Annotated in this window: 22 protein-coding genes; 17 read left to right on the top strand and 5 right to left on the bottom strand. The window is 58.8% G+C overall.

Annotated features, from left to right (window positions below):
* Positions 1–12 precede the first annotated feature (12 nt).
* The 5 genes from PMI22_RS15625 (at position 13) to araH (ending at position 5620) form a co-directional block, all read left to right on the top strand.
* Entirely contained in the window at positions 13–888 is an 876-nt protein-coding gene (locus PMI22_RS15625) for an SMP-30/gluconolactonase/LRE family protein (RefSeq protein ID WP_007945714.1), read from the top strand.
* Between the two features lie 196 nt (positions 889–1084).
* A complete protein-coding gene (locus PMI22_RS15630) occupies positions 1085–1903 on the top strand; it encodes an SDR family oxidoreductase (RefSeq protein ID WP_007945713.1) in 819 nt (272 codons plus the stop codon).
* Positions 1904–2025: 122 nt separating this feature from the next.
* The gene (locus PMI22_RS15635) at positions 2026–3030 is read left to right on the top strand and encodes a substrate-binding domain-containing protein (RefSeq protein ID WP_007945711.1); all 1005 of its coding nucleotides are present in this window, start codon (positions 2026–2028) and stop codon (positions 3028–3030) included.
* A gap of 64 nt (positions 3031–3094) precedes the next feature.
* Complete coding sequence (araG, locus tag PMI22_RS15640; protein ID WP_007945710.1) at positions 3095–4639, top strand: L-arabinose ABC transporter ATP-binding protein AraG; 1545 nt, start codon at positions 3095–3097, stop codon at positions 4637–4639.
* Between the two features lie 12 nt (positions 4640–4651).
* Positions 4652–5620 carry an L-arabinose ABC transporter permease AraH gene (araH, locus tag PMI22_RS15645; protein WP_033049225.1) on the top strand — a complete coding sequence of 323 codons (969 nt, stop codon included), beginning with the start codon at positions 4652–4654 and terminating at the stop codon, positions 5618–5620.
* Positions 5621–5808: 188 nt separating this feature from the next.
* Here the strand turns inward: araH and PMI22_RS15650 are convergent, their stop codons facing one another.
* The 3 genes from PMI22_RS15650 to PMI22_RS15660 form a co-directional block, all read right to left on the bottom strand.
* Positions 5809–6063 (bottom strand): hypothetical protein, encoded by a 255-nt coding sequence (locus PMI22_RS15650; RefSeq protein ID WP_007945704.1) that lies wholly within the window; start codon positions 6061–6063, stop codon positions 5809–5811.
* 44 nt (positions 6064–6107) lie between these two features.
* Positions 6108–6425 carry a hypothetical protein gene (locus PMI22_RS15655; protein WP_007945703.1) on the bottom strand — a complete coding sequence of 106 codons (318 nt, stop codon included), beginning with the start codon at positions 6423–6425 and terminating at the stop codon, positions 6108–6110.
* A 100-nt stretch (positions 6426–6525) separates the two neighbouring features.
* On the bottom strand, positions 6526–7179 hold the full coding sequence (locus PMI22_RS15660) for an HD domain-containing protein (protein WP_007945702.1): 654 nt from the start codon (positions 7177–7179) through the stop codon (positions 6526–6528).
* A 273-nt stretch (positions 7180–7452) separates the two neighbouring features.
* Here PMI22_RS15660 and PMI22_RS15665 point away from each other — a divergent pair, with 273 nt between their 5' ends.
* Positions 7453–7932: a GNAT family N-acetyltransferase gene (locus PMI22_RS15665; protein ID WP_007945701.1), complete on the top strand. Its 480-nt coding sequence runs from the start codon at positions 7453–7455 to the stop codon at positions 7930–7932.
* Here PMI22_RS15665 and PMI22_RS15670 read toward each other — a convergent pair.
* Positions 7929–8372 carry a hypothetical protein gene (locus PMI22_RS15670; RefSeq protein ID WP_007945700.1) on the bottom strand — a complete coding sequence of 148 codons (444 nt, stop codon included), beginning with the start codon at positions 8370–8372 and terminating at the stop codon, positions 7929–7931. The two genes, PMI22_RS15665 and PMI22_RS15670, sit on opposite strands and share 4 nt — an antisense overlap.
* Before the next feature lie 180 nt (positions 8373–8552).
* On the opposite strand from PMI22_RS15670, the gene PMI22_RS15675 reads away from it, so the two are divergent.
* The 5 genes from PMI22_RS15675 (at position 8553) to PMI22_RS15695 (ending at position 13721) form a co-directional block, all read left to right on the top strand.
* Complete coding sequence (locus tag PMI22_RS15675) at positions 8553–9545, top strand: 2-dehydro-3-deoxygalactonokinase (protein ID WP_007945699.1); 993 nt, start codon at positions 8553–8555, stop codon at positions 9543–9545.
* Positions 9546–9564: 19 nt separating this feature from the next.
* On the top strand, positions 9565–10185 hold the full coding sequence (locus PMI22_RS15680) for a 2-dehydro-3-deoxy-6-phosphogalactonate aldolase (RefSeq protein ID WP_007945698.1): 621 nt from the start codon (positions 9565–9567) through the stop codon (positions 10183–10185).
* A gap of 47 nt (positions 10186–10232) precedes the next feature.
* Positions 10233–11381, top strand: a complete 1149-nt coding sequence (dgoD, locus tag PMI22_RS15685; protein WP_007903915.1) for a galactonate dehydratase — start codon at positions 10233–10235, stop codon at positions 11379–11381.
* A gap of 165 nt (positions 11382–11546) precedes the next feature.
* Positions 11547–12857: an MFS transporter gene (locus PMI22_RS15690; protein WP_007945697.1), complete on the top strand. Its 1311-nt coding sequence runs from the start codon at positions 11547–11549 to the stop codon at positions 12855–12857.
* 60 nt (positions 12858–12917) lie between these two features.
* Entirely contained in the window at positions 12918–13721 is an 804-nt protein-coding gene (locus PMI22_RS15695) for an IclR family transcriptional regulator (protein ID WP_007945696.1), read from the top strand.
* A gap of 89 nt (positions 13722–13810) precedes the next feature.
* Here PMI22_RS15695 and PMI22_RS15700 read toward each other — a convergent pair whose 3' ends face one another.
* Positions 13811–15475 (bottom strand): electron transfer flavoprotein-ubiquinone oxidoreductase, encoded by a 1665-nt coding sequence (locus tag PMI22_RS15700; protein WP_007945694.1) that lies wholly within the window; start codon positions 15473–15475, stop codon positions 13811–13813.
* Between the two features lie 547 nt (positions 15476–16022).
* Here PMI22_RS15700 and PMI22_RS15705 point away from each other — a divergent pair.
* The 6 genes from PMI22_RS15705 to PMI22_RS15730 all read left to right on the top strand — a co-directional run.
* Entirely contained in the window at positions 16023–16772 is a 750-nt protein-coding gene (locus PMI22_RS15705) for an electron transfer flavoprotein subunit beta/FixA family protein (RefSeq protein WP_007945693.1), read from the top strand.
* A gap of 2 nt (positions 16773–16774) precedes the next feature.
* Positions 16775–17704: an electron transfer flavoprotein subunit alpha/FixB family protein gene (locus PMI22_RS15710; protein WP_007945692.1), complete on the top strand. Its 930-nt coding sequence runs from the start codon at positions 16775–16777 to the stop codon at positions 17702–17704.
* Positions 17705–17783: 79 nt separating this feature from the next.
* On the top strand, positions 17784–18608 hold the full coding sequence (locus tag PMI22_RS15715) for a substrate-binding periplasmic protein (protein ID WP_007945691.1): 825 nt from the start codon (positions 17784–17786) through the stop codon (positions 18606–18608).
* A gap of 9 nt (positions 18609–18617) precedes the next feature.
* The gene (locus PMI22_RS15720) at positions 18618–18974 is read left to right on the top strand and encodes a DUF4398 domain-containing protein (protein WP_007945686.1); all 357 of its coding nucleotides are present in this window, start codon (positions 18618–18620) and stop codon (positions 18972–18974) included.
* Positions 18971–19783 (top strand): OmpA family protein, encoded by an 813-nt coding sequence (locus PMI22_RS15725; RefSeq protein WP_007945685.1) that lies wholly within the window; start codon positions 18971–18973, stop codon positions 19781–19783. Before PMI22_RS15720 ends, PMI22_RS15725 begins: the two co-directional genes overlap by 4 nt.
* Before the next feature lie 209 nt (positions 19784–19992).
* Positions 19993–21097 (top strand): aminotransferase-like domain-containing protein (locus PMI22_RS15730; RefSeq protein WP_007945684.1); only part of this gene is annotated, 1105 nt, incomplete at its 3' end.

Genomic DNA, 21097 nt, shown 5'->3' with positions numbered 1-21097 from the left:
GCAGGAGGTTTCATGACGTTGAATGCGCTGACCCAGCACCGTGCGCGGCTTGGTGAAGGTCCGTTCTGGGACGTGCCGACGCAGGCGCTGTACTGGGTTGATATCGCCGGCAAACAAGCACTTCGGCTGATCGGCGCCAACGTCCAGATCTGGGAAATGCCGGAACATATCTCCGCATTCATCCCCTGCGAAAGCGGTGATGCGCTGGTCGCTTTGAGCAGTGGCGTCTATTGGCTGGACCTCGAATCACCGGGCCTTGAGCCGCGCCTGACCTTGCTCTGCATTGCTGACCCGCAACCCGGCAATCGCCCTAATGAAGCCCGTTGCGATGCGCAGGGCCGGCTCTGGCTCGGCACCATGCAAAACAATATTGGCGAAAACGGCGAAGACCTGCCTGTCACGCGTCGTTCCGGCGGCCTGTTTCGCATCGACCGTGATGCCCGGGTGACGCCACTGCTTCGCGGGCTGGGGATTCCCAACACATTACTGTGGAGCAATGATGCGACGACGCTGTTGTTCGCCGACAGCCTGGACGCCACGCTGTACCGGTATTTCATCCACGCCGATGGCAATCTGGACACCGCTTATGTCTGGTTCGGTCCGGATAAGCGTGGCGTTCCCGATGGTTCGGCCATGGACGTCGAAGGCTACGTGTGGAATGCCCGCTGGGACGGCAGCTGCTTGCTTCGGCTGACCCCGGACGGTCATGTTGATCGAATCATTGAGCTGCCCGTCAGCCGTCCCACCAGTTGCGTATTTGGCGGCGAAGACCTGAAAACCCTGTACATCACCAGCGCTGCGAGCCCGCTCAACCATCCACTGGACGGCGCGGTGTTGTCGATTCGAGTGGATGTGGCCGGAATGCCCTGTACTCGTTTTGCCGGTTAGATCCCGAAATATGGGATGCAAAATTATATATTGAGATTATTCGATGGGCGGGTTTATAGTCGGCCATCAGTTACACGCACTCACACTTAAAAAAACAAAACAGGTGAAGTGATGCAGCGATTTTCCAGACAGTCTTTTGACCGGAAATCGAGAGATGCCCGGTTTTTGTCGTGCCTGCAAAAAGGAGTGTTGATTCATGGCTGAATCTCTTTCCTTGCCCCCAGTGGCCGAACCGCCCAAGGGCGAGCGCCTGAAAAACAAAGTGGTGCTGCTGACCGGTGCCGCTCAAGGCATCGGTGAGGCCATTGTTGCGACGTTCGCGGCCCAGCAGGCCAAGCTGATCATCAGCGACATCCAGGCAGAAAGAGTCGAGAAAGTCGCGGCGTATTGGCGCGAGCAAGGCGCCGATGTGGTGGCGATCAAGGCTGACGTATCGCGCCAGCAAGACCTGCACGCCATGGCCAGACTGGCGGTCGACCTTCATGGCCGGATCGATGTATTGGTCAATTGCGCCGGGGTCAATGTGTTCCGCGACCCACTGGAAATGACCGAAGAAGACTGGCATCGCTGCTTCGCCATTGACCTCGACGGCGCCTGGTACGGTTGCAAGGCGGTATTGCCGCAAATGATCGAGCAGGGCATCGGCAGCATTATCAACATTGCTTCGACCCATTCCTCTCACATCATCCCAGGCTGCTTCCCGTACCCGGTGGCCAAGCACGGTTTGCTCGGCCTGACCCGTGCACTCGGCATCGAATACGCGCCGAAGGGCATTCGCGTCAACGCCATCGCGCCGGGCTACATCGAAACCCAATTGAACGTGGATTACTGGAACGGTTTCGCCGACCCGCAAGCCGAGCGTCAGCGCGCCTTTGACTTGCATCCACCGCGCCGTATCGGTCAACCGATTGAAGTGGCCATGACCGCCGTATTCCTGGCCAGCGATGAAGCGCCGTTCATCAATGCCTCGTGCATCACCATCGATGGTGGACGCTCGGTCATGTATCACGACTGAGTAAAACGGGTTTCAGGCGCGGAACTTCGTCTGAAATCCAATCATCATACGATATGACTATTAGACTCATCGTTTGTACCGGCTGCAAATAACGCTCAAAAAAAATAACAAGGAGTCAGCTTATGAATCGTCGTCGTGGGATCCGTTCCCTGTGCTGTGCCGCTTTGGCAGTCACCGCGGTTAGCCTGAGCAGTACGCTGCTGGCGGCCGAGGAAGTGAAAATCGGTTTCCTGGTCAAGCAAGCGGAAGAGCCCTGGTTCCAGACCGAATGGGCATTTGCCGAAAAGGCCGGGAAAGAGAAAGGTTTTACCCTCATCAAAATCGCCGTGCCGGATGGCGAGAAAACCCTCTCGGCCATCGACAGCCTGGCCGCCAACGGTGCCAAGGGTTTCGTGATCTGTCCGCCCGACGTGTCCCTGGGCCCGGCGATCATGGCCAAAGCCAAGTTGAATGGCTTGAAAGTGATCGCCGTCGATGACCGCTTTGTCGATGCCAACGGCAAGTTCATGGAAGACGTTCCGTACCTCGGCATGGCCGCGTTCGAAGTCGGCCAGAAACAAGGCAGCGCCATGGCCACCGAAGCGAAGAAACGTGGCTGGGACTGGAAGGACACCTACGCGGTGATCAACACCTTCAACGAACTCGACACTGGCAAGAAACGCACCGACGGTTCGGTCAAGGCGCTGGAAGACGCCGGCATGCCCAAAGACCACATCCTGTTCTCGGCACTGAAAACCCTCGACGTACCGGGCAGCATGGACGCCACCAACTCCGCGCTGGTGAAACTGCCGGGCTCGGCGAAAAACCTGATCATCGGCGGCATGAACGACAACACCGTGCTCGGCGGCGTGCGCGCCACCGAAAGCGCCGGTTTCGCGGCCGCCAATGTCATCGGGATCGGCATCAATGGCACCGACGCCATCGGCGAACTGAAAAAAGCCAACAGCGGCTTCTTCGGCTCGATGCTGCCTAGCCCTCACATTGAGGGCTATAACACCGCCAGCATGATGTACGAGTGGGTCACCACTGGCACGGAACCGGCGAAATACACCGCCATGGATGAAGTGACGCTGATCACGCGCGAAAACTTCAAGCAGGAACTGGAAAAAATCGGCCTGTGGAACTGAGGCGCGGTTGATTTCAACGGTGGCCCCGGCGACGGAGCCGCCTGACCTGTAAAGAGGTGGTTTTATGCACGCGCAAGTACAGACACACGAACACAGCGTAGGCGGCAGCTTGCGCTTCAACGGGATCGGCAAGACCTTTCCCGGGGTGAAGGCGCTGGACAACATCAGCTTCGTCGCCCATCCGGGGCAGGTTCATGCCTTGATGGGCGAGAACGGCGCCGGCAAATCCACCCTGCTGAAAATCCTCGGCGGCGCTTACACGCCCAGCAGTGGCAGCCTGCAGATCGGCGAGCAGACGATGGCATTCAAATCCACCGCCGACAGCATCGCCAGCCGCGTCGCGGTGATCCATCAGGAGTTGCATCTGGTGCCTGAAATGACCGTGGCGGAGAACCTGTTCCTCGGGCATCTGCCGGCCAGTTTCGGCCTGATCAATCGCGGCGCCTTGCGCCAACAGGCATTGGCTTGCCTCAAAGGCCTGGCCGATGAAATCGACCCGCAAGAGAAAGTCGGGCGCCTGTCTCTCGGTCAGCGGCAACTGGTGGAAATCGCCAAGGCGCTGTCCCGTGGTGCGCATGTGATTGCGTTCGACGAACCGACCAGCAGTCTGTCGGCGCGCGAGATCGACCGCTTGATGGCGATCATCGGACGCCTGCGCGACGAAGGCAAAGTGGTGCTCTACGTCTCCCATCGCATGGAAGAAGTGTTCCGCATCTGCAACGCAGTGACGGTGTTCAAGGATGGTCGTTACGTGCGCACGTTCGAGGACATGAGCGAACTGACCCACGACCAATTGGTGACGTGCATGGTCGGTCGCGACATTCAGGACATCTACGATTACCGCCCCCGCAAGCGTGGCGCGGTGGCGTTGAAAGTCGATGGCCTGCTTGGCCCGGGCTTGCGCGAGCCGGTGAGTTTCGAGGCGCACAAAGGCGAGATTCTGGGGTTGTTCGGACTCGTCGGTGCCGGGCGCACCGAGTTGTTTCGGCTGCTCAGCGGCCTGGAGCGCAACACCGCCGGGCACCTGGAATTGCGCGGCCATGAGCTGAAACTGCGTTCACCTCGCGATGCAATTGCGGCCGGGATTCTGCTGTGCCCCGAGGACCGCAAGAAGGAGGGCATCATTCCGCTCGCCAGTGTCGCCGAGAACATCAACATCAGCGCACGCGGTGCCCACTCCACCTTCGGATGTCTGTTGCGCGGCCTGTGGGAGAAGGGCAACGCCGACAAACATATCAAGTCGCTGAAGGTGAAGACGCCAAGCGCCGAGCAAAAAATCATGTACCTGTCCGGTGGCAATCAGCAGAAGGCCATTCTCGGCCGCTGGCTGTCGATGCCAATGAAGGTCTTGCTGCTGGACGAACCGACCCGGGGCATCGACATCGGGGCAAAGGCCGAGATCTACCAGATCATTCATAACCTGGCTGAAAGCGGCATCGCAGTGGTTGTGGTGTCCAGCGACCTGATGGAAGTGATGGGTATTTCCGACCGCATTCTGGTGCTCTGCGAAGGCGCGATGCGCGGCGAGTTGTCTCGCGCGGAGGCCAATGAATCCAACTTGCTGCAACTGGCTTTGCCGCGCCAACGCGCTGACGGCGTGGCGAACTGAGAGGTGACTATGATGACAACCCAAAACAACGTACTGCCGACCCAGCGCAAACCTCTGGACCTAAGGCGCTTTCTCGATGACTGGGTGATGCTGTTGGCGGCGGTCGGGATCTTCGTGCTGTGCACGTTGCTGATCGACAACTTCCTCTCACCACTGAACATGCGCGGCCTCGGGTTGGCGATTTCGACGACGGGGATCGCGGCGTGCACCATGTTGTATTGCCTGGCGTCCGGGCACTTTGACCTGTCGGTGGGCTCGGTGATCGCCTGTGCCGGCGTGGTCGCGGCCGTGGTGATGCGCGACACCGACAGTGTGTTCCTCGGCGTGGGTGCTGCGCTGGTGATGGGGCTGATTGTCGGGTTGATCAACGGCATCGTGATTGCGAAGCTGCGGGTCAATGCGTTGATCACCACGCTGGCGACCATGCAGATTGTTCGCGGTCTGGCTTACATCTTCGCCAACGGCAAAGCGGTCGGCGTCTCGCAGGAGCAGTTCTTCGTCTTTGGGAACGGCCAGTTGTTTGGCGTGCCGGTGCCGATCCTGATCACCATCGTCTGCTTCCTGTTTTTCGGCTGGCTGCTGAATTACACCACCTATGGGCGCAACACCATGGCCATCGGCGGCAACCAGGAAGCGGCGTTGCTGGCCGGGGTCAACGTTGACCGGACCAAGATCATCATCTTTGCCGTACATGGCGTGATTGGTGCGTTGGCCGGGGTGATTCTGGCCTCGCGCATGACCTCCGGGCAGCCAATGATTGGCCAGGGGTTTGAGTTGACAGTGATTTCGGCTTGCGTGCTGGGCGGGGTGTCGCTGAGTGGCGGGATCGGCATGATTCGGCATGTGATTGCCGGGGTGCTGATTTTGGCGATTATTGAAAATGCGATGAACCTGAAAAACATCGATACGTTCTATCAGTATGTGATTCGTGGTTCGATTCTATTGCTGGCGGTTGTCATCGACCGACTGAAACAGCGTTGATACACCGTTAACTGCCCGCGAAGGCTATCTATCTGACGCCTCTATGTTGGATATGCCGACGCCGTTGCCGGCAAGCCGGTCTCGCTCCCACAAGGGATCTGTTTGTGACGCAGAACCACGGTGGGAGCGAGCCTGCTCGCGATGGGGCCAGTAAACTCAAAAATGATCCTGAACTTTACCCCGCGTATTCAGCAATCCAGCTTGCGAGCCGCCTCAACCCCGGCACTGCTGAGTTTGATCGGCAGATTCACCGTGTGCTCGCCAGCCTCATTGCAACTCACATGGCCGTGTTGAATCAGCCCCCGGTCCTGCAGGGTGGCGAGGGTACTGGCCACGACTTTCTCCCCCCGATAATTGTCCAGAACCTCTTTGCCCAAGCCATTCGGGTGGGCGTGCAACAGGCGGATCAGGACTTCTTTTTCCAGGTTTTTATCGTCGTTCATGCTTACCTCTTGATGGTTGTGGAGAGGTCATTCGCGTGGGCGAGCTATTGATTGGCGCCGTCCTCGGGGCCCGAGCCACCGGTGGTGCCGGAGTTGTCAGGTGACTGGGTGTCTGGCATGTTCAGTCCGCCTTGACGGCCGGCGTCATTACCCTGAATCCGTGGGTCAATGCCTGTAGCGGGCGGCAGGCTGCTGTCGACAGCAGTGCCGTCGGTGTTCATGCCGGGTGCGCTCTGGATAGCGGGCGCTTTCGGGCCCTCGACCGGGTTGGTCGGGCCTGTCCCTTCAGCGAGTGTGACGGCGAACGCAGCGCAGGACAGCAGTGAGGTGAGAGCGAGGGCGGTCAGCCTGGACATGAACATGGCATCGTCTCCATTTAATAGAGTCTCTACCTGATGTTGGTCCGCTTCCCGTTTGGATTGGTGCCGGACGAACGACGAACGGTCCAGGTTTTGGACGGCTTCAGCCGACGCCGATTTCTTCCATGAACTGCTCCATGAACCGCTTCAACCGCTCGTGCCTGACCAGCGCCAACTCTCGACCGGTTGTGGTCTGGAAACCGTCCGCCAAGTGCAGCAGCTTGGTGTGGAAATGATCGAGGCAAAAGCGTGTGTCGTCATAGTCACGGTGCATTGCTTCTGGATCCTGCGGGTCGTACAGCGCGCTGCCCATGCGCCCGGCAACGTAAAATGTGCGGGCGACACCGAGCAGGCCGAGGGAATCGAGGCGGTCGGCGTCTTGCATGATTTTCGCTTCGAGCGACGTGGCGGGGAGATTGGCGCAGAAGCTGTGAGCTTCAATGGCATGGGTGACGGCTCTGATTTTTGCGAGGGGCCAACTCATGTCGGCCAACACCGCTGACGCTTTCTCGGCGGCCAGTCGCGATGCGTGCGAACGCAATGGCGAGTTCTTCTCCACCGCCACGCAATCATGCAACAGCACGGCTACCAGCAACACCTCAAGATCGCCGCCTTCTTGCGCTTGAATCGTCCGTGCGTTGTGCCACACCCGCTGCAAATGCGACAGGTCGTGGGCACCGTCCTCTGCGGGTTCCAGCGCGTAGGGCAACAATTCAGCGGCGAGGGTTTGCAGAGGTGCGAAAGCATCAGTGGTCATAAACATCCTGTTAAGTGAAAAAGTTTTCAGCCGCAACACGACCTTGTAGCAGCTGGCGAAGCCTGCGTCCGGCTGCGTAGCAGTCGTAAAACCTGCACACGCGGTTTTCCTGAAACACCGCGCTGTCTGATATCACGACTGCTACGCAGCCGGACGCAGGCTTCGCCAGCTGCTACAGGTGATGGTCCGTGACGCTGGATTAATTTCCCATGTGACGGACGCAGCGTGGCAACTTAGTATGGCGTTTTCAACCTTTGACGAAGGTACGTCCCTATGACGATCGAGATCCGCCCGGCGACCCCCAGCGATGCACCGCAAATCCTCGGGTTCATCACTGAACTGGCCGACTACGAACGTGCCCGCCACGAAGTCATCGCCAGCGTCGCCGACATCGAGCGCAGCCTGTTCAGCGAAGGCGCCACCGCCCACGGCCTGATCTGCCTGCGCGACGGCCTGCCGATCGGCTTCGCCGTATTCTTCTTCAGCTACTCCACCTGGCTCGGCAGCAACTGCCTGTACCTCGAAGACCTCTACATCACCCCCGAACAACGCGGCGGCGGCGCGGGCAAAACCTTGCTGCGCCACCTGGCGAAAATCGCCTGCGCCAATGATTGCGGACGCTTTGAGTGGAGCGTGCTGGACTGGAACAAACCGGCGATCGAATTTTATAAATCGCTGGGCGCGCAGCCGCAGGAAGAGTGGGTGCGGTATCGGATGGATGGGGCGGTGTTGCGCGAGTTTGCCGAGGGCTAGTCGTCGACAATCCATTCCCCAGTCATCAAGTCATCGATCGTTCGCCGGACGGTGCTTGTGAAAACTCCGGCCTTCTTTTCATCAAAGGCCGCTCTCCACTCCCCATAACCTTCGCTGAAATCCGGAATATCAGCAGCGGTTCCTACTCGGTGAGTAATACTGCGTTCGACGGCTTTAGCCTGAAATGGAAGGTGAGGTATTTGATCGAACTCCTCGCCTGTCACCGGACTATTCAACCGCAAACCGTCGATTCGGATGTGCACGATCTTGCCGAATCTTGGATAGTTTTCGATTTTCAGAATTGTCAGCGTCGATGTCGCCTCTCCCGGTGGATTCTTGTAAGCCCAGATATCCCCTACTTTCAATTCTTTCGATGCACTGATCGCTGTGGCAGAGCAGAGCATGCTGAGTAACAACATCAGCTTCGTAACAAATTTCATTTTCTTCCTTGAGAGTCGGGTGTGAGTGAATCAGCCCGGCATTCTAGAGATTCGCTGAAAAAAATCTGGTTACAGTTGTAAATCCCAATATATGGGAGTGATATTTATATATTGAGATTGTGCCACCTCCGGGTTTATAGTCCCGCTCACTCACTGCCAATAAACAAAACAGGTGAAGCGATGCACGCGCAATTGATCGCGCTCGATTGGGGGACAACCTCATTACGTGCTTACAAACTCGCTGCGGATGGCCTGGTGCTCGAACAACGTTCGTTGTCATCTGGGATCATGCAGTTGCCCAAGACGCCGCGAATCATCAAAGGCCAGGCATGCACAGACGGTTTCGAACTGGCCTTCGATGAGGCGTGTGGTGACTGGCTTGATGCGCAGCCGGATTTGCCGGTGATCGCCTGTGGCATGGTCGGTAGCGCCCAGGGCTGGCGTGAAGCGGCCTACCGCGAAACGCCGGCGAACGTCGCCAGTCTCGGAACTTCCCTACAAACGCTTCGCAGTCTTCGCGGTATCGATGTGCACATCGTGCCGGGGGTGATTCAGCGTTCGCCGTTGCCGAACGTCATGCGCGGCGAAGAAACCCAGGTGCTGGGCGTTCTGCAGAATCTTCAGGGCGAGGCGGGCGAGGATCTATTGATCGGCTTGCCGGGCAGTCATTCGAAATGGGTGGAAGTGGCCGACGGCTGCATCGTGCATTTCGATACGTTCATGACCGGCGAAATCTTCGCCGTGCTCAGCGAGCACAGCATTCTGGGACGCACCCAGCAAAAGGGCGCGGCTTTCGATGGCCAGGCCTTTGATCGTGGCGTGCAAGTGGCCGTGTCGGCGGACGGCGAGATCGGCCCGCTGTCGACAGTGTTCAGTGCCCGCAGCCTCGGTCTGACCGGTGATCTGAGCGCCATGGCCCAAGGGGATTATCTGTCGGGGCTGTTGATCGGTCATGAGCTCTCAGCGCTGGCGACCGCCCAGCGACGTCGGCGCAATAGCGTGCACCTGCCTTCGATCATCCTCATCGGTAATGCCCAACTCTGTGCCCGCTACAGCCGGGCCCTCGACGCCTGCGGTTTTGCCCGGGTGCTGCTGGCCGAACAAGCCACCGAACGCGGGTTCTGGCAGTTGGCGCTCGCTGCCGGACTGATCACTCCCAATCCATCCCGTTAAACCTGACTGGAGGTCTGACATGCTCAAACACGCCTTGGCGCAAAACGGTCTGATCGCGATCCTGCGTGGCTTGCGCCCGCAAGAAGCGGCGGTCATCGGCGAAGTCCTGTACGCCGCCGGATTTCGCGTCATCGAAGTGCCGCTTAATTCCCCTGAGCCGTACGAAAGTATCCGCATCCTGCGCAGCACCTTGCCCGCCGATTGCCTGATCGGCGCCGGCACCGTGCTGACACCGGAACAAGTCGAGCACGTGAAAGCCGCCGGCGGCCAAGTGATCGTCATGCCGCACAGTGATCCCAACGTGTTGCGTGCAGCGAAAGCGGCGGGGTTGTTCCTGTCGCCGGGGGTGGCGACGCCGACGGAAGCCTTTGCGGCATTGGCCGAGGGCGCGGACGTGCTGAAGATGTTTCCTGCCGAGCAAATGGGGCCAGCGGTCGTCAAAGCCTGGCTCGCGGTATTGCCGGCCGGGACCGTTCTGGCGCCGGTCGGCGGCATCACGCCGGACAACATGCAGGTATTTATCGACGCGGGCGTCAAAGGCTTCGGTCTCGGTTCCGGATTGTTCAAACCGGGGATGACCCCAGAGGACGTAGCGGTCAATGCCAAGGCCTACGTGGCTGCCTGGAAAGCCCTTCGCTAAGACTTTTTGGCGCTGTGAGCGCTGCCTCTAATAAGAGAGACAAGAAAATGAAAATCACCAAACTCACCACCTTCATCGTTCCGCCGCGCTGGTGCTTCCTCAAGGTCGAAACCGACGAGGGCGTGACCGGTTGGGGCGAGCCCGTGGTCGAAGGCCGCGCCCACACCGTTGCGGCTGCCGTTGAAGAATTGTCTGACTACCTGATCGGCAAAGACCCACGCAACATCGAAGACATCTGGACCGTGCTCTATCGCGGCGGCTTCTACCGGGGTGGTGCGATCCACATGAGCGCGCTGGCCGGTATCGATCAGGCGCTGTGGGACATCAAGGGCAAGGCGCTGGGCGTGTCAGTCAGTGATTTGCTCGGTGGCCAGGTGCGGGACAAGATCCGCGTGTATTCGTGGATCGGCGGTGATCGCCCAGCAGACACCGCGCGCGCGGCGAAAGAAGCGGTCTCCCGTGGTTTCACTGCAGTTAAAATGAACGGAACCGAAGAACTGCAATTTCTCGACTCTTTCGAAAAAGTCGACCTGGCCCTGGCGAACGTCGCAGCCGTGCGTGATGCGGTCGGGCCGAACGTCGGCATCGGCGTGGATTTCCATGGTCGGGTGCACAAGCCCATGGCCAAGGTGCTGATGAAGGAACTCGATCCGTACAAACTGATGTTCATCGAAGAGCCGGTGCTCAGCGAAAACTATGAAGCGCTGAAAGAACTGGCGCCGCTGACCAGCACCCCGATTGCCCTCGGTGAGCGGCTGTTTTCGCGCTGGGATTTCAAGCGTGTGCTGAGCGAAGGCTATGTCGACATCATCCAGCCGGATGCGTCGCACGCCGGTGGCATCACCGAAACCCGCAAAATCGCCAACATGGCCGAAGCCTACGACGTGGCGCTGGCACTGCATTGCCCGCTGGGCCCGATTGCCCTGGCGGCGTGCCTGCAACTGGACGCGGTTTGCTACAACGCGTTCATCCAGGAACAGAGCCTGGGCATTCACTACAACGAGAGCAATGACCTGCTCGATTACGTGAAAGATCCGCGGGTGTTCGACTACGACAAAGGCTTCGTGAAGATCCCGAATGGCCCGGGCCTGGGTATCGAGATCAACGAGGAATACGTGATCGAACGCGCCGCCGTCGGCCACCGCTGGCGCAACCCGATCTGGCGCCATGCCGATGGCAGTTTTGCTGAGTGGTGAGTGCTCCCTGATCCACCTCAAGGTGATCGTTCCCACGCTCCGCGTGGGAATGCCTCACCGGACGCTCTGCGTCCGCTATTGGGACGCGGAGCGTCCCTGGCTGCATTCCCACGCGGAGCGTGGGAACGATCACGACCTCAACAAACATAAGAAAAGGCACTCCTCATGCAACCGCAAACCCTCATTGGGCAAGCGTCGTTGGTGACGCCCAGTCGCAAGCGATTTTTCATCATGGTCCTGCTGTTTATCACCGTGGTGATCAACTACCTGGACCGTAGCAACCTGTCCATCGCGGCCCCGGCGCTGACCAGCGAACTGGGCATCGATCCGATCCACGTCGGGCTGATCTTCTCGGCTTTCGGCTGGACCTACGCCGCGATGCAGATCCCCGGCGGCTGGCTGGTGGACCGTGTGCCCCCGCGCATCCTCTACAGTGTCGCCTTGCTGCTGTGGTCGATCGCCACGGTCATGCTCGGTTTCGCCGGCAGCTTCATCGCCCTGTTCGTCTTGCGCATGGCGGTCGGTGCCCTGGAAGCCCCGGCCTACCCAATCAACAGCCGCGTGGTCACCACCTGGTTTCCCGAGCGCGAACGCGCCACGGCCATCGGTTTCTACACCTCCGGACAATTTGTCGGCCTCGCATTCCTGACGCCGGTATTAGCCTGGCTTCAGCACGAATTCGGCTGGCACATGGTGTTCGTCAGCACTGGCGCGGTGGGCATTCTGTGGGCGGTGATCTGGTACGCGGTGTACCGCGAGCCTCGGGATTTCAAAGGCGTCAACGATGCTGAAATCGATCTGATTCGCGAAGGCGGCGGGCTGGTGGATATCCAGGCCGAACAAGCCAAGGTCAAAGCGAAATTTAGCTGGACTGACCTCGGGATTGTCCTGACCAAACGCAAACTGTGGGGCATCTACCTCGGTCAGTTCTGCCTCAACTCGACGCTGTGGTTTTTCCTGACGTGGTTCCCGACCTACCTGGTGAAATATCGCGGCATGGACTTTATCAAGTCCGGCCTGTTGGCATCGCTGCCATTCCTCGCCGCCTTCGTTGGTGTGCTGTGTTCGGGATTCTTCTCCGACTTCCTGATCCGTCGCGGTTACACGGTAGGTTTCGCCCGTAAGCTGCCGATCATTGGTGGCCTGCTGATTTCCACCTCGATCATTGGCGCCAACTTCGTCGAGTCGACGCCGCTGGTGATCGCGTTTCTGGCGCTGGCGTTTTTCGGTAACGGACTGGCATCGATCACCTGGTCGCTGGTTTCAACCTTGGCACCGGCACGTTTGTTGGGATTGACCGGTGGGGTGTTCAATTTCATCGGCAATCTGTCGGCTATCACCACGCCGATTGTCATCGGTTTCCTGGCGACCGGTGATTCGTTCGCCCCGGCGATTACCTACATCTCGGTTCTGGCATTGATTGGCGCGTTTTCCTACATCTTGCTGGTGGGCAAAGTCGAGCGTATCAAGTTGTAGTCACGGGCATCGGGCGACCATAATGCCGCCCGTTCACTCGCTCAACGGTAAAGGCTGGATATGCAGGAAGACGCCCCAAAAATCGCCAAGGACGCCGCGCCGACCGGCACCCAGACACTGCTTCGTGGTCTGGGTGTGGTTCAGGCCGTGGCCAACGGCGCCCGCGATCTCAAGGAGATCGCCCGGCTGATCGGCACGACGCGCAGCACCACCCATCGTCTGGCCAGTTGCCTGGTGGACGAGCGTTACTTGCGCGTGGTGCCGCAGATCGGCTACCTGTTGGGGCCGAAGCTGATCGAGTTGGGTTTCCAGGCGCGCGAAGAGTTGCCGCTGGTGACTTTGGCCGGGCCGTATCTGGATGAGCTGTCGGCGTTGACCGGCGACACCATTCACCTGGCGATTCGCGAAGGCGACGAGGTGCTGTACCTGCACAAAAATCCGGGGCGCAATGGCCCGGAAATGCGTTCGCGGGTCGGCCATCGTATGCCCTTGGCTCGCACCGGGATCGGCAAGGCGCTGATGCTGGATGACACGCAGGAAGAGTGGCAACGGCTGTACGAAATCAGCTTGCCGGCGGGTGGGAAAAATCTGTTTTGGCCGCAGCACCCGGAGCAATCCTGGGAGCAGTTTCAGCAGCGCATGGTCGAGTACGTGGCGGGCGGTTATGCCTTTGATCTGGAGGACAACGAACCGTCGATCCGCTGTGTGGCGGCGCCGATTCGTGATGCCAGCAAGCGCATCGTCGCCGGCATTAGCATCGCCAGCACCGTGCCGTATATGCCGCGGGAAAAAATGGCCGAGCTGATTCCCCTGATCAAAGGGGTCACGGCTCGGCTGTCGGCGGAGCTTGGTCTGAAGGTTTGAACACAATTCACATTGGTTTTGTGGTTTGGATTGAATAGCGGGCAACAAAAAGGCCCCCGATCGGGAGCCTTGATGTTCAGGCGTTCAACTCACATGTTCGGGTAAGTCGGGCCGCCAGCACCTTCCGGCGTCACCCAGGTGATGTTCTGTGCAGGGTCCTTGATGTCGCAGGTCTTGCAGTGAACGCAGTTCTGGGCGTTGATCTGGAAGCGCTTCTCCCCGTCTTCCATGGTGATCACTTCGTACACGCCGGCCGGGCAGTAGCGCTGGGCAGGCTCATCGTACAGCGGCAGGTTTTTGCTGATCGGGATGCTTGGGTCGGCCAGTTTCAAGTGGCACGGCTGTTCTTCTTCGTGGTTGGTACCGGAGATGAAAACCGAGCTGAGTTTGTCGAAGCTGATCTTGCCGTCCGGTTTCGGGTAGTCGATCTTCTTGCAGTCCGCCGCCAGCTTCAGGCAGGCGTAATCCGGCTTGGTGTCGTGCAAGGTAAACGGCAGTTTGCCGCCGAAGATGTTCTGGTCCAACCAGTTGAAACCACCGCCAACGATCGCGCCGAACTTGTGAATCGCCGGGCCGAAGTTGCGGCTGGCGAACAGTTCGTCGTAGAGCCAGCTCTTCTTGAACGCGTCGACATAAGTGGTCAGTTCTTCGGTGCCGTCTTTCTCGGCGAACAGCGCCTCGGCCACGGATTCAGCGGCGAGCATGCCGGACTTCATCGCGGTGTGGCTGCCTTTGATCTTGGCGAAGTTCAGGGTGCCGAGGTCGCAACCGATCAGCGCGCCGCCCTTGAAGACCATTTTCGGCAACGAGTTCAGGCCGCCTTTGCAGATGGCGCGAGCGCCGTAGCTGATGCGTTTTCCGCCTTCCAGGTACTGCTTGAGCACCGGGTGGTGCTTGAGGCGCTGGAACTCATCGAACGGCGACAGGTAAGTGTTGCTGTAGGAGAGATCGACGATCAGGCCGACCACCACCTGGTTGTTTTCCAGGTGATAGAGGAAGGAGCCGCCGGTGTTCTCGGTGCCCATGATGTCCAGCGGCCAGCCGGCGGTGTGAACTACCAGGCCTGGCTGATGCTTGGCCGGGTCGATTTCCCAGATTTCCTTCAGGCCGATGCCGTAGTGCTGGGCGTCGGCTTCACTGTCGAGGTTGAAGCGCTTGATCAGCTGCTTGCCGATGTGGCCACGGCAACCTTCGGCGAACAACGTGTACTTGCCACGCAGTTCCATGCCCGGTGTGTACAGGCCTTCTTTCGGATTGCCATCGCGATCCACACCCAAGTCGCCCGTGATGATGCCGCGCACCACACCGTTCTCGTCGATCAACGCTTCCTGAGCGGCGAAGCCTGGGTAGATTTCTACGCCCAGGTTCTCGGCCTGCTGGGCCAGCCAGCGGCACAGGTTGCCCAGGGAGATGATGTAGTTACCCTCGTTGTGCATGGTCTTGGGCACAAAGAGGTCAGGGATTTTTTGCGCGCTTTCAGCGTTCTTGAGAACGAAGATGTCATCGCGGGTGACCGGTGTGTTCAGCGGGGCGCCGAGTTCTTTCCAGTCCGGGAACAATTCGTTCAGGGCGCGTGGTTCGAACACGGCACCAGACAGGATGTGAGCACCGACTTCGGAGCCTTTTTCGACCACGCAGACGCTGATTTCCTTACCGGCTTCAGCAGCCTTCTGCTTCAAGCGGCAGGCAGCGGAAAGACCAGCGGGGCCGGCACCGACGATGACGACGTCGAATTCCATGTATTCGCGTTCCACAGGTTATCTCCTACTCAAGGCTCAACAGTTTTTTTTCTAATTGGAGGTTTGGTGTCGCATCCATGAATCCCTGCGCGAGCGCGGATCAGGACAATCGATAGTCCACCTTTCTCTCTGGGTGGCGCATTATATCTACACCACTCTCAGCGTCCAATACAAACGTTTGTTTGAATTGGCTCAAAGCCAGAGAAATCAAAGTCACGCGGCTTACGAACGGCCATTTTAGCGTATTGACCGGAATAGGCGTTCCGGTCAAGATACGGGCGGTTTTGCGCTCGCCGTAGGCACACAGTTGGTTTCAAGAGCACCTCTAAAGACAGGGCGATGGCAGTACAAGGTGATGCGCAGCGCACGTATGGCGCGCAGTTTACACGCCACGATAATGAATGACTCGTCGGTCACCCCTGACGAATGGTCATCATCATTGTGAGCGGTGGTCACTTGACACTTTTGCCAGCGTTTTTAGAGGTGCCCTTGCGCCCGATGAGCATCAACCGCCAGGTTCGCCTAGGCGACTTTCTTTTCACCGGAGAGTAACGAGGAATCCATGAAGGTTCTTGTAGCTGTCAAACGCGTTGTTGATTACAACGTCAAGGTTCGCGTCAAGGCGGACAATTCCGGCGTCGACCTCGCCAACGTCAAGATGTCGATGAACCCGTTCTGCGAAATCGCAGTGGAAGAAGCCGTACGCCTGAAAGAGAAAGGTGTTGCGACTGAAATCGTCGTCGTCTCCGTTGGTCCGTCCACCGCTCAAGAGCAACTGCGCACCGCGCTGGCTCTGGGTGCCGACCGCGCCATCCTCGTCGAATCCGCCGAAGATCTGACTTCCCTGGCCGTTGCCAAACTGTTGAAAGCTGTTGTCGACAAGGAACAGCCTCAGCTGGTGATCCTTGGCAAACAAGCGATCGACAGCGACAACAACCAGACTGGCCAGATGCTCGCTGCATTGAGCGGCTATGGTCAGGGCACGTTCGCGTCCAAAGTTGAAATCAGCGGCGACAGCGTTGCCGTGACTCGCGAAGTCGACGGCGGCGCGCAGACAGTTTCCCTGAAACTGCCGGCCATCGTCACCACCGACCTGCGTTTGAACGAGCCGCGCTACGCGTCCCTGCCAAACATCATGAAAGCCAAGAAGAAGCCTCTCGAAGTGCTGACTCCGGATGCTTTGGGCGTTTCCACCGCCTCCACCAACAAGACCGTGAAAGTCGAAGCGCCTGCTGCACGCAGCGCGGGTATCAAGGTCAAGTCGGTGGCTGAACTGGTCGAGAAACTGAAAAACGAAGCGAAGGTAATCTAATCATGACTATCTTGGTAATCGCTGAGCACGACAACAAGGTTGTGGCTCCTGCCACCCTGAACACCGTTGCTGCTGCCGCCAAAATTGGTGGTGACATCCACGTTCTGGTCGCCGGTCAGGGCGTTGGCGCCGTGGCTGAAGCCGCTGCGAAAATCGCTGGCGTGACGAAAGTGCTGGTGGCCGACAACGCCGCCTACGCTCACCAACTGCCGGAAAACGTCGCTCCTCTGGTTGCAGAGTTGGGCAAGGGCTTCAGCCACATCTTGGCTGCCGCCACTTCCAACGGCAAAAACATCCTGCCACGCGTTGCCGCGCAGCTGGACGTTGACCAGATCTCCGAGATCATCTCGGTCGAAAGCGCTGACACCTTCAAGCGTCCGATTTACGCCGGTAACGCCATCGCTACCGTGCAATCGAACGCTGCCGTGAAAGTGATCACCGTGCGTGCTACCGGTTTCGACCCGGTGGCGGCTGAAGGTGGTTCGGCCGCTGTTGAAGCCGTTGCCGCTGCTCACGACGCGGGCACTTCGAGCTTCGTTGGCGAAGAACTGGCCAAGTCCGATCGTCCGGAACTGACCGCTGCCAAGATCGTCGTTTCCGGCGGTCGTGGCATGCAGAACGGCGATAACTTCAAACACCTGTACGCCCTGGCCGACAAGCTGGGCGCTGCCGTCGGTGCTTCCCGCGCCGCGGTCGACGCAGGTTTTGTACCCAACGACATGCAGGTCGGTCAGACCGGCAAGATCGTTGCACCACAGCTGTACATCGCGGTCGGTATCTCCGGCGCGATCCAGCACCTGGCCGGCATGAAAGACTCCAAAGTGATCGTTGCGATCAACAAGGACGAAGAAGCGCCGATCTTCCAGGTTGCCGATTACGGCCTGGTGGCAGACCTGTTCGAAGCCATTCCCGAGTTCGAGAAGCTGGTTTAATCCAGCGGCCTGACTTATAAAGAGCCCGACCTTTTGGTCGGGCTTTTTTTTGTTCCGGATTTGAGTGGAGAGTGTTGCCATGGATCTGCGTCGCGTGTGCGGCTGGCCATTGCTGCTGGGTTTGACGATGTTGCCGGCGCTGGGCAATGCAGCGGGCAAGTGCGAGCGACTGATCGTGACCGGCAGCCCGGACGCACCTCCGTACCTGTGGCAAGACCCGAAAAATCCTGGAAAACTGATCGGTGCCAGTGCTGATCTGTTGCAGCACGTGGCGGGGGAGTTGGGCATCAAGGTCGAACTGCTTTTTGCCGGCAAACGATCCCAGGCGCTGGACGAAGTGCGCAGCGGGCGCATGGATATGCTGGCCGATGCGCCGTTGACCGTCAGTGAGCTGGAAACCCTGGATTACATTCATCCGCCCCTGTTGGAAAACGACTACCTGGTCTGGACCCGCAAGAATTCCCCATTGATCTACAGCGATGTCCAGGACCTTCACGGTCATCCCGGCGCGGTGTCGGAAAAGTCTCGAATGACTCCGGCATTCGGCACTTTTGCCGATCAGCAATTGACCCTCAACCGTACGCCCAACCTGACCCAGGCCTTTCAGAAATTGCTCCTGGGTGAGGTGGAATTTGTCCTCGCCGGACGCTATTCAGGCACGGCGATCGCGCAGACGCTTAACATGGCCAACGACCTGGTCGCCCACCCGCAACCGATCGACAAGCCCGGTCTGTACCTCGCGGTTTCCCATAACTCCGCCTGCAACGATCCGTGGTTGCGCGGACAGCTGGCCAAAAAGATGACAGAATTGCCCGCCTCAGGACTGACGGACGCCGCGTTGCAACGCAATATCGAGCGTTGGAAAGCGCAACAGCAACAACCAGTCAGTACCCCAAAACAGTAGGGATTTTTAGTGAGTATCCGACCTCTTTTCGCTGCCCTGGCCGTTCTGGCTCTGGCGGGTTGTGCAGCCGATCCGGCGCCAAATGAACAGATTCGCCTGACCGAACAGGCACTCGTACAAGCCAAAGCCGTGGGCGCCACCGCCGATGACATGCCGGAAATGAAACTGGCTGAAGAAAAATTTGCTCGTGTCCAAGGCAACATGGCCGATCAGTCCTACAAGCGTGCGCGCATGCGGGCCGAACAGGCCGAACTGGATGCGCGCCTGGCCGAGGCCAAGGTGCTGACCCTCAAAAGCGAGGAGCAACTGAACGTGCTCAATACCCGCATCACCCGTCTGCGCAAGCAACTGGGAGATGCCCAATGAGCCTCAAGTCCAAAGTCCTCGGCAGCTTGATCCTTGCCGGGTGCGCCAGCTTGTATGGCTGCGCCGGCCAACACAGTGAAGCCGCATTGCAAGAAGCGGGTGCTGACTTCCAGAAGGTCAAGGAAGATTCCAATGTGCTGCGTATCGCGCCCAAAGACGTCATCCGCGCCGGTGAGTCCCTGGCTCGCGCTGATCGCCTGTCCAGCTATTGGGGCAGCGGTTCGGACGTGGTGCATTACGCCTACCTGAGCCAGCGCTACAGCGAAATCGCCCGTGAACACACCAATCAGGTGCTCAACGAAGAACGTGCTGCAAAGCTCGAACTGGAGCGCCAGCGTCTGCAATTGGCACTGCGTGAATCCAAATTGCTCAGCGTTCAGCAGCAGGGCAAGTGGCTTGAAGAACAGATTGTCGCGTTGGCAACCACCCAGACTGACCGGGGGCTGGTGATGACATTGGGCGATGTGCTGTTCGATACGGGTGAAGCCGAGCTGAAAAACTCGGCGAACCGTGTAGTGCTGAAAATTGTTCAGTTCCTGCAGCTCAATCCGAAACGCGTGGTACGGATCGAAGGCTACACCGACAGCACCGGCGGCAAGCACGACAACCTCAAACTGTCCCGTGACCGTGCGCAATCAGTGGCGGATGTGCTGATGGATCTGGGGATCGACGACAAACGCATAAAGGTCGAAGGTTACGGCGATGAATACCCGGTGGACGTGAACGCCTCCGAGCGTGGCCGTGCGCAGAACCGTCGGGTGGAAATTGTGTTCTCCGACGAAAAAGGCCAGCTTGGCGCTGCCCGCTAAGGGCTGCGTCTCTGGAAAACCCGGCCTGCCAGACAGCGCCGGGTTTTTTTACGCCTGCCAATTGCCTGACTCAGGGCAAAAGCAGTACAGATTTTGCTGACACTGCACTGTACGGTCGACTATTGTGGCAACTGTCCCCGTACACTTCTAAACTGTTCCGGTATTGTTTCGCACAAGAATAAAATGCCCGTGAAATCGAGTGCTGCGTCATGACCAATCTCTTGCTCTACCAACGTATTGCTCAACAACTGGCCGAAGACATCCGCCGTGGTGTCTATCAACCGGGGGAGCGCGTACCTTCGGTGCGCAAGATGAGCTCTCAGCTCAACGTCAGCCATGCGACGGTGTTGCAGGCGTATGCGAATCTTGAAGACCAGGGGTTGATCCGGGCGCGGCCGCAATCTGGCTATTACGTTCACCAGACGCCAGCCCTGACCGCGCCGACACCGGACATCGCCCGGGTCGAGCGTCCGGGTCTGGTCACTCGTAGCAGTATCATTCAACAAGTGTTGGTCGAATCCCGCCGCGAAGGTGTTTTTCCGTTGGGCGCCGCAGTGCCCAGCGTCGATTACCTGCCGGTGCGGGCGCTGCATCAGCAATTGGCCAAAGTTACCCGTTTCCATAGCCCGCGGGCGTTCAGCTACATGTTCAGCCCCGGTTTTGAGCCGTTGCGCCGGCAAGTGGCGATCCGCATGCGCGATGCCGGTGTGGTGGTTGATCCGACCGAAGTGGTCATCACCCACGGCTGTGTTGATGCGTTGCAGATGTCCCTGCGTGTATTGACCCGGCCGGGCGACCTGATTGCCGCCGAATCGCCGACGTATTATGGCCTGCTGCAACTGGCAGACTTGCTCGGCCTCAAAGTGATCGAAATTCCGAGCGACCCCGCCACCGGCATGAGCCTCGAAGCCTTGCAACTGGCGGCCAACCAGTGGTCGATCAAGGCGCTGGTGCTGACCACGCGTCTGAGCAATCCGTTGGGTGGGACCATGCCCGAGGAGCGGCAGAAACAATTGCTGCGCCTGGCGTCGGATTTCGATATCCAGATTGTCGAAGACGATATTTACGGCGAACTGATGTTCGAGCAGGGGCGTACCAAATCGCTCAAGGCCTATGACCGGCTGGATCGGGTCATCTATTGTTCAAGTTTCTCCAAAACCCTGTCGCCGGGCGTGCGGATCGGCTGGATGATTGCCGGCAAGTATCAGCAGGAAATTCAGCGCTTGCAGACATTCAGTACCCATTCGGCCTGCAGCGTCACGCAAATGGGCATTGCGGCTTATCTGGAAAACGGCGGTTACGACCGCCACTTAC

Source organism: Pseudomonas sp. GM21 (assembly GCF_000282215.1).
Classification (GTDB): domain Bacteria; phylum Pseudomonadota; class Gammaproteobacteria; order Pseudomonadales; family Pseudomonadaceae; genus Aquipseudomonas.
This window is presented reverse-complemented; position numbering and strand designations above follow the sequence as displayed.

Coding starts and splice junctions, on each gene's coding strand:
- PMI22_RS15715 (WP_007945691.1), top strand. CDS start 17,784: ATGGATCTGCGTCGCGTGTGCGGCTGGCCATTGCTGCTGGGTTTGACG.
- PMI22_RS15665 (WP_007945701.1), top strand. CDS start 7,453: ATGACGATCGAGATCCGCCCGGCGACCCCCAGCGATGCACCGCAAATC.
- PMI22_RS15650 (WP_007945704.1), bottom strand. CDS start 6,063: ATGAACGACGATAAAAACCTGGAAAAAGAAGTCCTGATCCGCCTGTTG.
- PMI22_RS15635 (WP_007945711.1), top strand. CDS start 2,026: ATGAATCGTCGTCGTGGGATCCGTTCCCTGTGCTGTGCCGCTTTGGCA.
- PMI22_RS15695 (WP_007945696.1), top strand. CDS start 12,918: ATGCAGGAAGACGCCCCAAAAATCGCCAAGGACGCCGCGCCGACCGGC.
- araH (WP_033049225.1), top strand. CDS start 4,652: ATGACAACCCAAAACAACGTACTGCCGACCCAGCGCAAACCTCTGGAC.
- PMI22_RS15675 (WP_007945699.1), top strand. CDS start 8,553: ATGCACGCGCAATTGATCGCGCTCGATTGGGGGACAACCTCATTACGT.
- PMI22_RS15680 (WP_007945698.1), top strand. CDS start 9,565: ATGCTCAAACACGCCTTGGCGCAAAACGGTCTGATCGCGATCCTGCGT.
- PMI22_RS15630 (WP_007945713.1), top strand. CDS start 1,085: ATGGCTGAATCTCTTTCCTTGCCCCCAGTGGCCGAACCGCCCAAGGGC.
- PMI22_RS15670 (WP_007945700.1), bottom strand. CDS start 8,372: ATGAAATTTGTTACGAAGCTGATGTTGTTACTCAGCATGCTCTGCTCT.
- PMI22_RS15625 (WP_007945714.1), top strand. CDS start 13: ATGACGTTGAATGCGCTGACCCAGCACCGTGCGCGGCTTGGTGAAGGT.
- PMI22_RS15655 (WP_007945703.1), bottom strand. CDS start 6,425: ATGTTCATGTCCAGGCTGACCGCCCTCGCTCTCACCTCACTGCTGTCC.
- dgoD (WP_007903915.1), top strand. CDS start 10,233: ATGAAAATCACCAAACTCACCACCTTCATCGTTCCGCCGCGCTGGTGC.
- PMI22_RS15725 (WP_007945685.1), top strand. CDS start 18,971: ATGAGCCTCAAGTCCAAAGTCCTCGGCAGCTTGATCCTTGCCGGGTGC.
- PMI22_RS15660 (WP_007945702.1), bottom strand. CDS start 7,179: ATGACCACTGATGCTTTCGCACCTCTGCAAACCCTCGCCGCTGAATTG.
- araG (WP_007945710.1), top strand. CDS start 3,095: ATGCACGCGCAAGTACAGACACACGAACACAGCGTAGGCGGCAGCTTG.
- PMI22_RS15705 (WP_007945693.1), top strand. CDS start 16,023: ATGAAGGTTCTTGTAGCTGTCAAACGCGTTGTTGATTACAACGTCAAG.
- PMI22_RS15710 (WP_007945692.1), top strand. CDS start 16,775: ATGACTATCTTGGTAATCGCTGAGCACGACAACAAGGTTGTGGCTCCT.
- PMI22_RS15690 (WP_007945697.1), top strand. CDS start 11,547: ATGCAACCGCAAACCCTCATTGGGCAAGCGTCGTTGGTGACGCCCAGT.